Here is a 14,925-nt window from a genome sequence, read left to right as displayed (position 1 = left end):
ACTAGGCTACAGGTTCATTGGTCAGTTGACACATGAGAGGAGGTGAACACGATGCAAATGGAAAAAAAGGAATGGCAAGCACCAGCACTGGAAGTATTGGAAGTGAACCAAACGATGGCAGGAGTAGGTTACAGACAGATCGACTGGATCACTGTCCACGATGCTGATCTCTACGATCCAACTTCCTAAGTTGTTTAGTTTTAACATGTGCCATCATACTTAGAAGGGCGGAAAGGACAATATTCCAACTTTTCGCCTCCGCCCTTATATTGAGCAATGCGAATATAAGGGCTTTTTTACTTACAAGCAGAATTGCGAAGGAGGAGTCATTCATTGTTGCCTGTGCAGTATGAAGCGTATGGCTTGCGTTGGTTGAGCCAATTCCCAATGCCTGAACTCCAAATCGTACAGAGCGGTACAGATTCTCTAACTGCCCATACGGATGTACACATTGAAATAGCTGATTTGGCGGCACAGTGGGAAGCGTGGGATGTGGGGAGCGATAACTTTGTATCCCGAAATGGCAGTCTTTTTTTTCGGATCGAGGATACGGGACTGTTTCTTATGGAACAAGGACGCCGCATCGTGGTATCCCCTCAAACGGGAGCTGATGACAAAAAGGTTAGGTTATTTGTGCTGGGCACATGTATGGCCGTCATTATGATGCAGCGCGGCATTCTTCCGCTGCACGGAAGTTCGGTGGTCATTGATGGTTGGGCTTATGCATTTGTTGGACACTCGGGTGCAGGCAAATCCACTTTATCAGCTGCACTTGCCTCACGCGGCTTTCCGCTCTTAACGGATGATGTCGTGGCACTGACATGGGATGCAGGAGGAAGAGCAATCGTATCACCGGGTTATCCGCAGCAAAAGTTATGGCAGCCTAGTCTAGACGGATTCGGCATGAAGGAACAGGATTACGCAACGGTTCATGCTGAAATTACGAAATACGCGATACCGGTTCAGCACTATTTTTATGATAGACCTGTTCCGCTTGCCGCTGTTTTTGAACTTGATCCGAAGCCGGAAGAGATGCTTAAACCCGTACAAATGAAGGAGGTTGCCGGATTGGAACGCCTTCACATGTTGTGCTCTCATACATTTCGTAGTGGACTTGTTTCCAGACAGGGTCTGGCACAATGGCTGTTCGAGACGGTCTCACGGCTGTCTGCCGGTATTGAAGTTTTTAGAATCACGAGGTCAGGCTCTGATTTTACGGCATTTGAGATGGCTGACCGAATTACAGAATATGCGCGCAAAGGAGTGTATACGGGACAATGACAGCAACGAAGCCAATGAATGGGGAAGACCGTGTGTTGCGTAAGGAAGGCAATCTTGTCAGTGACATGGGCGGGGAAAAAGTCATGATGAGCATCCATAACGGCAAGTACTATAATCTGGGCAGCACAGGTGGACGAATCTGGGATCTAATCAGCCAAGAACGAACATTGACTGAATTGGTTGAAGTGTTAGCTTCAGAATATGAGATTGAACCAGACATATGCCGTGAGCAGGTTGTACAATTTCTAGAGCATTTGACGCATGAAGGATTAATTGACGTTACCCGCGGAGAGTAGACCATGTTGCGAAAAATAAAAGCATATCGTTCATTGCCGCGTGAAATTCGTGGATTGGTATGGGAAGCTTATGTCCACCTTGGATGGGCACGAATACTAAAGGCGATGCCTTTTGCCAAGATTGCTCCTGGTCTCGGTACACCCATGTACGAAACGCCGATGACGGGACTCAATCGAAGTGATGTGACGACAATACGAAATATTTCTAAAGCTATACTCATTGCTAGCAGGTATACATTATGGGAGAGTCGTTGCCTTGTCATGGCAATCGCAGCGATGAAGATGCTGGAACGCCGCAAAGTGGAGACTACTCTATATATGGGTACTGCACGGAATGAACAAGGCCAAATGATGGCTCATGCATGGCTGCGAAGTGGGAAATTGATTGTGACTGGAGCAGATACAATGGACCAATATACGGTTGTCGGCGTGTTTGGCAAACGGTGTCCTGAGAAGGGAGCTGGGGAGATTGTCTACGATACATGAGTGGGAACAATATACAGCGGATTTTCCGCAGGAGCTTAAGCTGATTTTGAGCATGATTAAAGGCGATCTAACAGCAATAACCTCTGAGGACGCCCAAATACGGATGAAGGACATGGACTGGCAGCTCTTTTTGCAGCTCGCCCATCATCATCGACTGTACTCTGTTCTATATCTGAAAATAAAAGAGTTGTATTCAGCGGTTATTCCCGCTTTTGTAGTGGAGAACCTGAGGCAGCAATATACAACTAATACGTTCCGTATGTTACATCTGACAGCCGAGATGGAGCAGGTATGTGGTGCTTTTCGTGAACGAGGCATACGGAATATTACGCTCAAAGGGCCTGCGCTGGCACATGATCTATACGGAGATATTTCTTTGCGGACCTCTAAAGATCTGGACATTCTCATTCCCTTCGATGATGTGGAGTTTGCGGAAGAGATTCTTGAATCGCTTGGTTATGAATCGAAGGAAGGCAAGAGAACACCAACTGTTTCCAGCTGGAAATGGCGGGAACATCATATCTGTTACAAACACCCGGTCAAAAGAACCCAAGTCGAGATCCATTGGCGGCTTAACCCGGACTCCGGAAGAGAAACCGATTTTGAATTATTGTGGAAACGCAGCCGATTCAGCACCTATACCCAGACGCCTGTCCGTATGCTGGAAAGGGAGGATCTGTGGGCATATTTGGTGACGCACGGCGCAAGACACGGGTGGTTCAGACTGCGCTGGTTACTGGATATCGACCAGATGATTCGCAATATGCCACTGGATGTCAAAAAAGTGGAGCGACGCCTGAAAGCAGAAGGCAGATTATCTATAGGATCACAAGCTCTTCATCTGTCTTCGGTATTACTGGACACCCCGTTGGATGCTAATTATGTAGCTTTGTTGTCTTCTCACGAACGTGTGGGAGAGAAATTAGCCAGACGCGGCGTAGTGTTCATGAATGAGATGATTGAGAGCCCGGCAGATGTAAAAAGTTATCGTTCCTATCTGTTCGCACTGCGAAGCACAAGGCAGAAGCTGTTTTTCTTTATCGAACGTTTGTATCCGAGTACCTGGGATGTAGACCAACTACCACTTCCGCGTTCACTGCATTTTTTGTATTTTCCGTTACGTCCGTTTCTCTGGTTCTGGCGGCGAATCAAAAGGAACACGATGACGGAGAGGGGATAACGTATGATTTTGGAACTACAATTTTTTATGCGGAAATTGCATCGTGTAACGGGCCCAGTGTTGTATTGGAACCTGCTGGGCATGATCTGTATCAGTCTGATGGAAGGAATCGGCATATATATGCTCGTTCCGATGTTAAGTCTTATTGGTATTTTTGAAATGGGTTCAACAGGTCTGCACTTACCCTGGATTTCAGAATTTTTAAATCGTTTTCCGGAAAATGGCCGGCTGCTGCTGGTATTGTTGACCTTTGTCCTCATTGTCTCTGGACAGGCGTGGCTACAACGTCTTCAGACGATTCGCAACACTCGAATTCAGCAGCAATTTGTTCGAACGCTGCGCATGGAAACCTATCGTGCCATCATTATGGCGCAGTGGTCTTTTTTTCTCCAAAAACGAAAATCCGATTTTAATCATATATTAACGACCGAACTCGCCCGTGTCAGTCAGGGAACGAATATTATGCTGCAAATGGCGGCTTCCTTGATCTTCACCGGCATTCAAATCGGCCTGGCATTCTGGTTGTCTGCCAAATTAACCGCCCTTGTCCTGGTCTGCGGATTGGTATTGTTTATTGTCTTAAGAAAATTCGTGAAACGGGCAAAACAGATCGGGGATCAAACATCGGAATATTCCCAGAGCTATTATAACGGTATTACAGAGCACTTTAACGGTATCAAGGATATTAAGAGCAATATGCTCGAAAAATCACATATTAGCTGGTTTGAACGTATGTGTGGGCGAATTGAACGTAACGTGATTCAGTTCAGCCAGTTGAACAGCGGCACACAATTGATTCATCGAATATCCGCAGCTGTCATTATTGCTGCTTTTATCTATTTATCCCTGCATGTGCTCGCTGTCCCTCCGGCAAGTTTGTTGCTCATCATTCTGATCTTTTCACGGTTGTGGCCACGTTTCACGTCCATTCAATCTAATCTGGAGTATATGAGTTCGATGCTGCCCGCGTTTCAGATTGTGAGAGAGTTACAGACAGAAACCGAGAAAAGTCGTGAGATTAGCGAAAAAACGGGTAATGCTGGTGAACCATATGATGAGGAGTTAACGGTTCCCGGTCCACGTTCCGTTAGAATGAAGGCCCAGGTCAAGCCGAATGAGCAGGAAGATGACGCTGTGCGTATTATTGAACCCTTGGTACTTCAGGAATCCATCGAGTGTCAGCATGTGAATTATCGCTACGAAGGCAGTGATGCCTACTCGTTACTCGAAGCGAATGCATCCATCCCTGCGAAAGGCATGACGGCTATTGTAGGCAAGTCGGGAGCCGGGAAGAGCACGATGATTGATCTGATTATGGGACTCATACGTCCGGAGAGTGGTCAGATTTTAGTGGATGGGGTGCCGTTAACCGAGAATCGATTGTTAGCCTGGAGAAGTTCAATCGGATATGTCTCTCAGGACCCTTTTCTGTTTCATACAAGTATTCGTGAAAATTTGCGCCTGGTTGATCCAAATGCCAGTGAGGAACAGATGTGGCATGCATTACAGTTTTCTTCGTCTGCAGCGTTTGTCCGCAAACTTCCACAAGGACTGGATACCATTATCGGTGATCGGGGCATCCGCCTGTCTGGTGGTGAACGTCAGCGTTTGGTGCTTGCCCGCGCCATGCTTCGGAACCCTTCTGTATTGGTATTGGATGAGGCGACAAGTGCGCTGGATAGTGAGAACGAACAGCATATTCATGAGGCTCTTGAACGCCTGAAAGGGCATGTTACCGTAATTGTTATCGCACACCGACTATCCACTATTCGAACAGCGGATCGAGTGATTGTATTGGATGAGGGCCGGGTTATCCAACAAGGGGGTTATCAGCAATTGTCTACTGATCCGGTGGGCACGTTCAGCAAACTGTTGAATATGCAGGCAGGTGTCGTGGGGCAATAATTCTCTCTGTAAATCTGGAAATGAACAAAGCAAAAAGGCGCGCCATTAAAGGCAGCGCCTTTGAAGTATGTGTAGTAGGAAAGTAATTCAATCTGATCGCCATTTGCAGTTAGTGAACGATGGCATTGCTAACAGGTTGCGGCAGCTGAAAAGCACCAACACGTTCCAGATGCTGCACAATTTCATGCACGGCCTCTTCGATGGACAGCTCTTCGGTATCAATAATCAGTGTAGGATCTTCTGGAATATCGTAAGGGGCAGAAATGCCTGTGAAATGTGGAATAACACCGCTGCGGGCCTTTTTGTAAAGTCCCTTCGGATCACGGCGTTCGCATTCTTCGATCGAACAACGAACATAAATTTCAATGAAATCATCAGCTTCAAAGAGCTGTTTAACCATATTCCGGTCTTGTGCATCTGGCGAGATAAAGGCGGAAAGAACAAATAACCCGGCATCTACCATCAGCTTGGATACTTCACCAATCCGTCGCAGATTTTCTTGCCGATCCTCGGCCGTGAACCCAAGATCCCGATTCAGTCCATGACGTACGTTATCCCCATCAAGTACGTAACAATGAACCCCTTTTTCATACAGGTACTGCTCTAGGGCAAATGCAAGCGAGGATTTTCCTGCACCGGATAGGCCGGTGAACCATAAGGCTCGACTGCGATGACCATTATGTTTTTCCCTGTCCTGCCTGTTTAAGCTGGATTGCTGCCAGGTAATGTTACGCTCTTCCTTTGACATGGGTATCCGCCTCTTCCTACTTATGATATGTATAATATTTTAACATATTTACAAGATTATAGCACCTTCTGAATTTGGCGGAATATAGCGTGAATCAACAACAATTCGGGTATAGATGTAGTACATACATAGCAGGAGGAAGACCAAGATGAACAATAACATACACAACATACAGGTATATTTTCAGTGCGCGGATTGTGATCAGGATATTCGGGCAATCTTTGCTCAAGAGCAGGTCAGTGCGGTTCGCTGTTCAGAGTGTGGTAGAGCATACACATTGATGAAGCCTACCATTGGTGACGAGATTTTACTTGATTGGGAGCAGGAGGCTCTATATCATAAATTGCGCGCAGATCGCTCTGAGCATGATAATCATAATATGTCTGCCCTGATTATTAAAGTCATTGAGCTGCTCACCTGGCGGGATAGTGGTGATGGTCAGACACGTGCAATAGAGATGGTTAGAGAATGGTTGGCTTCCAGTGGAAAACCTCAGACCTTACTTGAATTGTTTCATCATCCCGAGCGAGACAATAAACGGTTTTGAACGGAGAAATGAGAACTGGGCTCTATGGTGTATAAGTATGTGAAGCGATCTGTAATCGGAATTTACATACATTAGCTGTTCCTGTGGCATATTACCTGAAGGTGTTCGTGATAGGAAACGACAAACCGAATTTTTCAGGAACAGGAGCGGATAGCAATGAAGCGAATGGTTCTTTACATGCTGCTGGCTGTATTGACGTTCGGTATATTACCGGCACATACTGAAGCATCGCCAATAAATGGAGCTTATCATTTTGGCTTCAAAAAGAGCCAAAACGGCCAGTTGCCTTCCATTGATCAGGAAGGATTTAAGGAGATATTGCAGCATAACGATGCCATTTTCCTGGGGGATACAAAACAGAAAGAGCTGTATCTTACGTTTGATAACGGTTATGAAAATGGGTTTACGCCAGCTATATTGGATGTTCTGCGCGACAAAAAAGTGCCAGCTGCTTTTTTTGTCACCGGACATTATCTGAAAGACCAGCCTGAATTGGTGAAGCGAATGTCGGCAGAAGGCCATATTGTGGGTAACCACTCCTGGAGCCATCCCGATATGACCCGAGTTTCCAATGAAAAAATAAGAACAGAGCTTGATCAGGTACGATCTGAGGTCAATCGGTTGACTGGACAGCAAGCGACCTTCTTGCGGCCACCACGTGGCATTTTTAACAACCGGACGCTTGCAGAGAGCCACGCCCAAGGTTACGTTAATGTGTTTTGGTCTGTTGCTTATAAAGATTGGGATACCAAAGTGCAGCGTGGGACAGATTATGCACGGCAGCAAGTCCTGAAACAGCTTCATCCGGGAGCAGTCATTCTGCTTCACTCTGTGTCGAAGGATAACACGGAGGCACTTGCTTCCATCATCGATGAGGCACGTAAGCAAGGATATTCGTTCAAAAGTTTAAATGACCTGAAAACAAAAAGTTATTAATGTTTCATGTTTACAATAGAAAAAGGGCATCCTGAGCTACGGTAGCTTGGGATGCCCTTTCTGGCTTGGTCTTTGAGCCCTTTTATAGAACTGTGTTGTAAATGATACCGATCGTTTTGGGACCACAATGGCTACATATAACGCAACCAGCCGTAGTTAATTCCACTCGTGCTCCAGTCTGCTCCTGCAGAGACTTTTGCAAATCAAGCGCGTCTTCTTCGGCCATGGTATGCACGACGATAACGAGATCACGATCGATCTGTTCCTTATGGTTCAGTGTGTTTTGCAGCATTTGTTCCAGCGCCTTTTCCCGTTTGCCACGGACTTTGTAGGCAGGAGACATCTTGCCATCGGCTACTCGAATGACCGGGCGAATTTTTAGCAGACTGCCAATCAGGTTTTGCATGCCAGAGCAGCGTCCACCTTTATAGAGATACTCCAACGTATCGATGACAAACTCCGTTCGCACATTTGGCTTGATGGCTTCAACGAGATGTGTAATTTCCATCAGGCTTTGCCCTTTTTCTGCTGCATGAACTGCCTTCATGACCATCAGACCAATCCCGGAAGAAAGATTCAGAGAATCCACGACAGAGATGCGACCTTCTGGAAATTCGGAACTGGCCAATCTTGCATTTTGGTAAGTTGATGAAAGTTCAGAGGACAAGCTGATATATAAGATATCATACCCTTGTTCTATGTAAGGTTGAAATGCCGTCATGAAATCAGCAGGTGAAGGTGCTGCCGTTTTGGGCAGACGCCCATCCCTGCTTACACGTTCATAGAGCTGCTCCGGCTTAATTTCAGCACCGTCCTTCAGTGATTCCTCACCGAACACGACATATAAAGGGATGATACCGATATCGTGCTGCTGGATCCATGCTGGGGCCAGATCACTTGTGCTGTCCGTGAAAATTTTGATTCGTGACATGTCAATCTCCTTTGGATACGAAAATTTGGCAATAGAATAGATCATATGGATCAGTGTTAACATTTTCAAGAATGAGAATGAAGCGGAGTTACGCTTTTACATCATATAGATCCCTGCAATTATAAGCCCTGCAAACGCCAGGATCATGACTCCACTGAGAATGGTTCCGATGATAGCAAAGACTTTTTTACGATTTTTGAGAATGAGCCCGATCACACCGAGAATGAGTCCAGCCAGATTAAGAATCAGACAAACCAGAACAGCCAGAGAAGCCAGAACAACTGCTGGATGTAATGCGATCTCTTCCACTTGGATCGGTGTAGTTACGACGCCAATTGTACTGTTGATAGCCATTGTGGCAATACCTAAAGTCAGCATGTAACCAATGATCGAGACCAATCCAATCACAAAACTTGCAATACCAGGCCCGGAATGTTTCAATCGACCCATGGATGGATCTTCAAGGTCGGAGGGGTAAGGTGTAAACAGATTATCATGATTGGGATCTGAATAATCCGCAGCGGAACTGGATTGGTAAGGATGATGGTTAGTCTTGTTATTTTGATTATCCATAAATGGGTTATCCCTCCCTTAATCGTGGTCATGAGTGTAATTAACCTAATCCGGGTATTATGATTCTCATCAAGAGGATGAAGGCATTCCTTTTTACTTTTCCATAAAAATCGATAAAAATCAAGGTTTAACGCCAGTTTTCGTCGATTTTGAGGCAAAAGCGCAACAAAGTATATATAACCAGACATATAAATGCCTTCGCATCGTAGCTGGCTGGTAAACACTGCAAGGATTCGCTAAAATAATAGTTGAGAGATGAATTAAGGGAGAGAAGTTAAATGCAACGGAAATGGATGATGCTTGGTGCTGTAATGACAATGCTTTCGGTAGCTATTGGTGCGTTTGGTGCACATATGTTAAAGGAAAAAATTGGTGCAGACGCCATAGCCGTGTATGAAACCGGAGTGCAGTACCACATCATACATGCAATCGCACTGCTGATTATTGGTCTTACAGCGGGCCAGCTTGGTCCGTCCACCAAGCTCAAGTGGGCAGCACGCCTGCTGTTTATTGGAATTATCATATTCTCGGGCAGTCTGTATGTACTGAGTATTTCGGGTATTAAAATATTGGGAGCCATCACGCCAATCGGCGGGGTAGCCTTTATTGTCGGATGGTTGTTATTAGCAATAGACGTATGGCAGCGGGGAAAAGATCGCTCATGATGACGGATTTACAATAGCTGGGCGTAGTTATGGAGAACTTATGATGTAGCAGTTCATTGTTACATGAATGATTACCTAAAAAAGCAACTTGCCTGGGAAATGTTGTGGAATTCCCCTGTAAGTTGCTTTTTGATTGAATACACATTGAGTTAGAGAAACTCATCAATTTCATTGGTTCGGAACGTATACACTTGTTTTTCATCCACATGGTAGACGCTTACAATGCTGGTATCCCGATCAAAATTCAAGATTCGGCATGGAATGCTCTGATGCCGGCCGTTCTTGTTGTTCACAACGATCCGAGTAAGACGGTTTTCTTTGATAAGGGTATCAATCCATACATCGAATGAATTTCCGTTGGTAGTGTTGGATGCTTCGGTTGAAGGAGCTATCTGGGAATCAGGTGTTTCGATTTCACTTGGTGGTTTGACTGGAACGGTTGAAGCCGTCGCTTGATTTGGTGAAGAGTTCTTCTGTCTTGCATTGGATTGTGATTTTTTTCTTTCTTTATGAAGAAAGGCGAATGAGTCCTTTTTGGACTGCAGTGTCACTTCAATAATTTTGCCAAGCTCTATGCCGGATTGAATCCGGAAGTCCGCAATTTGTTCCTCTTTGTTTATGAACTCCAACAGGGACTGCAGTGCCAATGCATTCGAGCGGCTCTTAATAAGAATATCGACATTGAATAAAAAGCCGATTTCTTCTTCGTTGGATAAGGTTTCTTTCATTCATCCCAGCCCCGTTAAAAGATATGTCAGCAAAAACATGCTTCAATACACTATATCATTAAAAAGGCAATAATCATAGTGCTGGAGACATAGAAAATGAGCGATGCAATTAGGATCATTCAAGTAAAACCATATGCATTTCCAATCCTTTTCCGCAGGTGTCCACACGGCTATCCAGAATGAGGCATACAATTATCGTGACCTGTGAAAGAGGAGGTGTATCGGGAAATTATGGTGACGATGGAGCCGATTGTGGTTGGAGAACATGTTCTGGTCGGGGTAGAGGTAAAGCTGCCTAAAACGACATTATTGACGATTAATACATCCAAAGGATATATCATGTGCGGAGCACTCGATGTGGGATTACTTAATGAGAAGCTTGGGGATCGCAAGATTATTGCAGCTCGGGCGGTTGGCGTGCGCACATTGGAACAGCTACTGCATGCACCAATGGAGTCGGTGACAACAGAAGCCGAAGCCATGGGCATTACGGTTGGCATGACGGGTGTAGAAGCATTGCTCAAGATGATCTAATCCCTGAATATTAGACGATTAAAAAGGCTCCCCTACTGGGGAGCCCTTTCTTTAATTTACATGTACCAATCCTATATCAAACAATCAAACTTACTTCTATTAATTAAGCTTCATCCTTGGCGAACAAGGCAGCCAGATTCTCTTTGAAAGGAGCGCGAACGACGCCTTTTTCCGTAATAATGGCCGTTACATATTCGTTAGGTGTGACATCAAACGCCGGGTTGAATACTTTCACACCTTGTGGTGCCGTACGTTTGCCAAATCCTTCGGTTACTTCTTCCGCAGCACGTTCCTCAATCGGAATGAGATCTCCGGATGGCGTAGACAGGTCAATAGTGGACAGTGGGCTGGCAACATAGAAAGGAATGTTGTGCGCTTTGGCCAGGACCGCTACGCTGTAAGTTCCGATTTTATTAGCTACATCCCCATTGGCAGCGACGCGGTCTGTACCCACGATAACTGCCTGAATCCAGCCTTTGGACATCACCATGCCAGCCATGTTGTCGCAGATCAGAGTAACGTCAATACCGGCTTGCTGGAGTTCGAAGGCCGTAAGGCGTGCACCCTGAAGGACAGGACGCGTTTCGTCTGCGAATACTTTCAGGTTGATGCCACGCTCATGAGCGAGGTACATCGGTGCAGTCGCCGTTCCGTATTTCGCGGTTGCAAGTCCGCCTGCATTACAGTGTGTGAGCACACCCATACCGTCTGCGAACAAAGGAAGAGCATTTTCACCGATAAGGCGGCACACTTCTTCGTCTTCTTTTTGAATCAAAAGTGCTTCCGCTTCTAGAGCAGCATTGCTATCTTCGATGCTTGCACCGGATTCAGCGAGGTCACTGGCTTTTTGCATCATACGATCCAATGCCCAGAACAGGTTCACAGCCGTTGGACGGGAAGTGGCAAGATGAGCACAGATGGATTTTACATGATCGAGCCAGCCTTGTACGGCAAGTCCGTCATATGCCTTGGCACCGAGCACGACACCAAATGCAGCAGCAATTCCGATCGCCGGAGCACCGCGTACTTTCATCGAGTGTATGGATTCCCATACCTCTTCGGGCGTGTACAGTTTCAGCATCAGAATTGTTTCAGGCAGCAGACGCTGGTCAAGCATTTCAAGCTTGTCCTGTTTCCATATAAGGGAGGACAGAGGCTGATGTTCAGGGGTTGTCATGGATGTTCCTCCGTTCCTTGAGTTAAGCCGTATCATTCTTTGAGTTAGGCTTTAATAGAAGTAACCGCAGTAGCTACTGTATCTAAAAGTTCACCAATGGTATTCAGATTGCGATTACGCTTGATGAGTGCTTTACCGATTGCCAGCGCTTTGCGCTGAGCACGTTCGCGTTGTGTTGCATCTTCAATCGTATCGATATCTGCGACATGCGCAAGTCCGACAATACGGCGGACCATTTTCGCGCCCGCAAAGCCAGCAGAATCTCTGAATAATTGTTGTACATAAAGATCTTCGTATCCAGGCGCCTTAGCCATAGGATCAACCAGATCTGAAGCCCACAGGCTGCGGAAACGGGATTCGAATTCAGTCCATACGTCGCGAACCATATCCAGCAATATCGTTTCACGTTCATGAAGAGCCGTCTGATCCTGGATTCGACCTGGCAGCGAGGCGTAGTGGAGTAGCAGATTGGCAAGCACGGCTCCTACATCAAATCCCATTGGACCGAAATAGGCAAATTCGGGATCAATGACTTTCGTGGATTCAGCTGTGACAAAAATACTGCCTGTGTGTAAATCACCATGAAGTAGAGCTTGACCATGGGTGAGAAATTTCTCGCGCAGCAAAGCCACTTCAAGATGGAGTTCTCCATCTGTACGAAGTGCTTCCGCTTCGTCTTCAATGGCAGCCTCATAATTATTTTTCTCCGCAATGCGATAGGGTTCATCAAAGATCAGATCTTCGGTTATTTTACATTGATCCGGATTGACGAATCTTCCCTGTTTTTCTTTCTTCAGCTGCTGGTTCATACCAAGATCTGAAGTGAAAAACAGCGTTCTTGCCATGAACTCCCCGATATGTTGTGCAAAAAGAGGATATGTTCCGCCATCGATGAGGCCTTTACGCATAATCACATGATCGCTCAAGTCTTCCATCACGGTTAAGGCGAGATCATCATCATAATGGTACACTTCCGGTACCATTCCCGGACATAGACGATACTCTTCCTGTAGAATTTCCCGTTCAATTCTGGCACGCACCAGAGACAATGGCCATGATTCTCCGACCACTTTCGCATAAGGAAGAGCTTGTTTGATAATGATACTTTTATCGGAGTTCTGATCCGTGATATGGAAGACCAAATTCAGATTGCCGTCACCGATCTCACGACATTCCAGATTCGCATCTGCCGCAAACGGACCCGGTAAAGTTTTGGCCAGTTCGATTGCATCCTGGGGTGTAAAAGGGTGATATTGGGACAAGAATGCCACCTCCATATATATGAAGAAACAGGAAAACCCACTTCTTTGCTTGGTATATGTCAGTATATCGGAAATAACTGTGATTTTGTACCCTTTTTTTGAGACAAACTATACCGGTCTTGTTTCGAACTTCCGGTGTACGGGTAAAAACAAATAGGCCGGACGGTTGATAGAAATGCCGCCGACAAGGCTCCCCACCACTTGGTGGTGCCGAAATGTTAAATCTCTGTCATTTACGGCAGGATACCCTGCTTATAGTGAATGTCAGACTAATTTTATAATAAAAGGATGGGATTAAGATGGCTACAAAAAACAAAACAGATCAAGCAAAATCGGTGGAACAAGTACTTAATCGTCAGGTGGCAAACCTGAACGTCCTGTATGTTAAAATCCATAATTATCACTGGTATGTAAAAGGACCTAACTTTTTCACACTGCACGTAAAATTCGAAGAATTCTACAATGAAGTGACTGTACAAATGGATGAAATCGCTGAACGTATTATAACCCTCAAAGGTAGCCCAGCAGCTACGATGAAAGAATATCTTGAGCTGTCCTCCATTCAAGAGGCTGCTGGTGGCGAAGATGCCAACACAATGGTACAGAATCTAATCGAGGATTTTGCTACATTGTCGAACGAGTACCAGGAAGGTATTGAAGTGGCAGACGCTGCAGAAGACCAACCAACTTCTGATATGCTGACAGGTTTCAAGGCTGATCTGGAGAAACATATGTGGATGTTGCGCTCTTTCTTGGGCTAATTCCATTCTCGTTTACGAGTTCGTTGGCTTATAAACCATAAAGTTACTCTAACCACCTTTCACGTTGTCAGGACGACGCCGAGCGTCTATACTGCTGACAAGACTGACTTGGGGAGGAGAACTTTATGATAGGCACAACGATACCGGCATTAAAAGAATGGGCCTCCGCAATCAAAGCGCTGGAAACGGGTCGCCAGATTATGGTTATGCGCAAAGGCGGGATTGTGGAGGAAACCCGACGTTTTGAGTTGAAAAGTCCAGCGTTCTATCTGTATCCGACTTATGAACATCAGCGTAAAGAACTGATAAAGTCCTCTGATCATTTCTATGTTGAGGAATCATTGGCCGAATGGGTGCCTGAAGCCTCGACGATCCGTCTCACAGCATATGCTGAAGTGGCACAGGATTTGGAGATCAAGGATCAGGAGATGCTGGATCGACTTCTTGACTTTCATATGTGGACTGCTGATTTTGCCGAAGACCGCCTAAAGTGGAAACGCAAAGATCCACTCCACGTATTGATACTCCGAGTGTACCGTTTGAAGGAACCGATGGAGATTCCCGTATTACCTGAATACAACGGATGCCGTTCTTGGATTTCCATTCCGAATGGTCCGGTGCCGCGCGAAATGACGCCGGTGGTGGACGTTGCGGATTTTGACGAACAGGTACAGAAGATTAACGAGACGCTCAAAATGTAATGTTATTTATCGGAAGGACTTGTCCATGATATGGATAGGTCCTTTTTCGATTGAGAGGAGCAGATTGGATAAAAGGTTGAATTCCTGTGATTTTTCTCACTGTCTATTTATGACGAAGAAGTTTTGTCATTTGATTCAATCTGGCTTTTATTATAGAATCAGATAGAATAATGTTTCCTGTAAGGGACAAGAGTTCTTAGGAAATGACTTGATA

At 45.6% G+C, this 14,925-nt stretch carries 18 protein-coding genes; 12 read left to right on the top strand and 6 right to left on the bottom strand.

Annotation, left to right across the window (positions count from 1 at the left end):
- The first annotated feature begins 51 nt into the window (after positions 1-51).
- The 6 genes from ACR1R9_RS17905 (at position 52) to ACR1R9_RS17880 (ending at position 5,148) form a co-directional block, all read left to right on the top strand.
- Positions 52-189, top strand: a complete 138-nt coding sequence (locus ACR1R9_RS17905; protein WP_175383968.1) for a paeninodin family lasso peptide — start codon at positions 52-54, stop codon at positions 187-189.
- Positions 190-333: 144 nt separating this feature from the next.
- Positions 334-1,281 (top strand): hypothetical protein, encoded by a 948-nt coding sequence (locus tag ACR1R9_RS17900; protein ID WP_083678947.1) that lies wholly within the window; start codon positions 334-336, stop codon positions 1,279-1,281.
- The gene (locus ACR1R9_RS17895) at positions 1,278-1,577 is read left to right on the top strand and encodes a lasso peptide biosynthesis PqqD family chaperone (protein ID WP_063564273.1); all 300 of its coding nucleotides are present in this window, start codon (positions 1,278-1,280) and stop codon (positions 1,575-1,577) included. The genes ACR1R9_RS17900 and ACR1R9_RS17895 overlap by 4 nt, the downstream gene beginning before the upstream one ends.
- Before the next feature lie 3 nt (positions 1,578-1,580).
- Positions 1,581-2,063, top strand: coding sequence for a lasso peptide biosynthesis B2 protein (locus ACR1R9_RS17890; RefSeq protein WP_433923082.1), 483 nt, complete (start codon positions 1,581-1,583; stop codon positions 2,061-2,063).
- Positions 2,047-3,243, top strand: coding sequence for a nucleotidyltransferase domain-containing protein (locus ACR1R9_RS17885; protein WP_433923083.1), 1,197 nt, complete (start codon positions 2,047-2,049; stop codon positions 3,241-3,243). Before ACR1R9_RS17890 ends, ACR1R9_RS17885 begins: the two co-directional genes overlap by 17 nt.
- A 3-nt stretch (positions 3,244-3,246) precedes the next feature.
- The gene (locus ACR1R9_RS17880; RefSeq protein ID WP_433948925.1) at positions 3,247-5,148 is read left to right on the top strand and encodes an ABC transporter ATP-binding protein; all 1,902 of its coding nucleotides are present in this window, start codon (positions 3,247-3,249) and stop codon (positions 5,146-5,148) included.
- A 109-nt stretch (positions 5,149-5,257) separates the two neighbouring features.
- On the opposite strand, the gene cysC is transcribed toward ACR1R9_RS17880, so the two are convergent.
- Complete coding sequence (gene cysC / locus ACR1R9_RS17875) at positions 5,258-5,896, bottom strand: adenylyl-sulfate kinase (protein WP_099854795.1); 639 nt, start codon at positions 5,894-5,896, stop codon at positions 5,258-5,260.
- 148 nt (positions 5,897-6,044) lie between these two features.
- On the opposite strand from cysC, the gene ACR1R9_RS17870 reads away from it, so the two are divergent.
- Both ACR1R9_RS17870 and pdaA read left to right on the top strand, forming a co-directional pair.
- Entirely contained in the window at positions 6,045-6,443 is a 399-nt protein-coding gene (locus ACR1R9_RS17870; RefSeq protein ID WP_053780509.1) for a hypothetical protein, read from the top strand.
- A 156-nt stretch (positions 6,444-6,599) separates the two neighbouring features.
- Complete coding sequence (pdaA, locus tag ACR1R9_RS17865; RefSeq protein WP_433923084.1) at positions 6,600-7,379, top strand: delta-lactam-biosynthetic de-N-acetylase; 780 nt, start codon at positions 6,600-6,602, stop codon at positions 7,377-7,379.
- Between the two features lie 82 nt (positions 7,380-7,461).
- On the opposite strand, the gene ACR1R9_RS17860 is transcribed toward pdaA, so the two are convergent.
- Complete coding sequence (locus ACR1R9_RS17860; RefSeq protein WP_076289862.1) at positions 7,462-8,310, bottom strand: DegV family protein; 849 nt, start codon at positions 8,308-8,310, stop codon at positions 7,462-7,464.
- Between the two features lie 96 nt (positions 8,311-8,406).
- On the bottom strand, positions 8,407-8,883 hold the full coding sequence (locus ACR1R9_RS17855) for a hypothetical protein (protein WP_083678944.1): 477 nt from the start codon (positions 8,881-8,883) through the stop codon (positions 8,407-8,409).
- Between the two features lie 278 nt (positions 8,884-9,161).
- Here ACR1R9_RS17855 and ACR1R9_RS17850 point away from each other — a divergent pair, with 278 nt between their 5' ends.
- Positions 9,162-9,548 carry a DUF423 domain-containing protein gene (locus tag ACR1R9_RS17850; RefSeq protein WP_433923085.1) on the top strand — a complete coding sequence of 129 codons (387 nt, stop codon included), beginning with the start codon at positions 9,162-9,164 and terminating at the stop codon, positions 9,546-9,548.
- A gap of 149 nt (positions 9,549-9,697) precedes the next feature.
- Here the strand turns inward: ACR1R9_RS17850 and ACR1R9_RS17845 are convergent, their stop codons facing one another.
- A complete protein-coding gene (locus ACR1R9_RS17845) occupies positions 9,698-10,276 on the bottom strand; it encodes a hypothetical protein (RefSeq protein WP_076289860.1) in 579 nt (192 codons plus the stop codon).
- 231 nt (positions 10,277-10,507) lie between these two features.
- Here ACR1R9_RS17845 and ACR1R9_RS17840 point away from each other — a divergent pair, with 231 nt between their 5' ends.
- Positions 10,508-10,810, top strand: coding sequence for a YunC family protein (locus tag ACR1R9_RS17840; RefSeq protein WP_017689545.1), 303 nt, complete (start codon positions 10,508-10,510; stop codon positions 10,808-10,810).
- Positions 10,811-10,913: 103 nt separating this feature from the next.
- On the opposite strand, the gene mtnA is transcribed toward ACR1R9_RS17840, so the two are convergent.
- Positions 10,914-11,987 (bottom strand): S-methyl-5-thioribose-1-phosphate isomerase, encoded by a 1,074-nt coding sequence (gene mtnA / locus ACR1R9_RS17835; RefSeq protein WP_099854766.1) that lies wholly within the window; start codon positions 11,985-11,987, stop codon positions 10,914-10,916.
- 44 nt (positions 11,988-12,031) lie between these two features.
- Positions 12,032-13,249 carry an S-methyl-5-thioribose kinase gene (mtnK, locus tag ACR1R9_RS17830; protein ID WP_433923086.1) on the bottom strand — a complete coding sequence of 406 codons (1,218 nt, stop codon included), beginning with the start codon at positions 13,247-13,249 and terminating at the stop codon, positions 12,032-12,034.
- A 299-nt stretch (positions 13,250-13,548) separates the two neighbouring features.
- Here mtnK and ACR1R9_RS17825 point away from each other — a divergent pair, with 299 nt between their 5' ends.
- The gene (locus tag ACR1R9_RS17825) at positions 13,549-14,010 is read left to right on the top strand and encodes a Dps family protein (protein ID WP_433923087.1); all 462 of its coding nucleotides are present in this window, start codon (positions 13,549-13,551) and stop codon (positions 14,008-14,010) included.
- 125 nt (positions 14,011-14,135) lie between these two features.
- Positions 14,136-14,711, top strand: a complete 576-nt coding sequence (locus ACR1R9_RS17820) for a DUF1802 family protein (protein ID WP_099854762.1) — start codon at positions 14,136-14,138, stop codon at positions 14,709-14,711.
- Positions 14,712-14,925: the final 214 nt, after the last annotated feature.

It is taken from the genome of Paenibacillus taichungensis (assembly GCF_050994985.1).
GTDB lineage: Bacteria > Bacillota > Bacilli > Paenibacillales > Paenibacillaceae > Paenibacillus > Paenibacillus taichungensis.
Note: the sequence above shows the minus strand (reverse complement) of the source record. Positions and strands in the feature narration are given on the sequence as shown.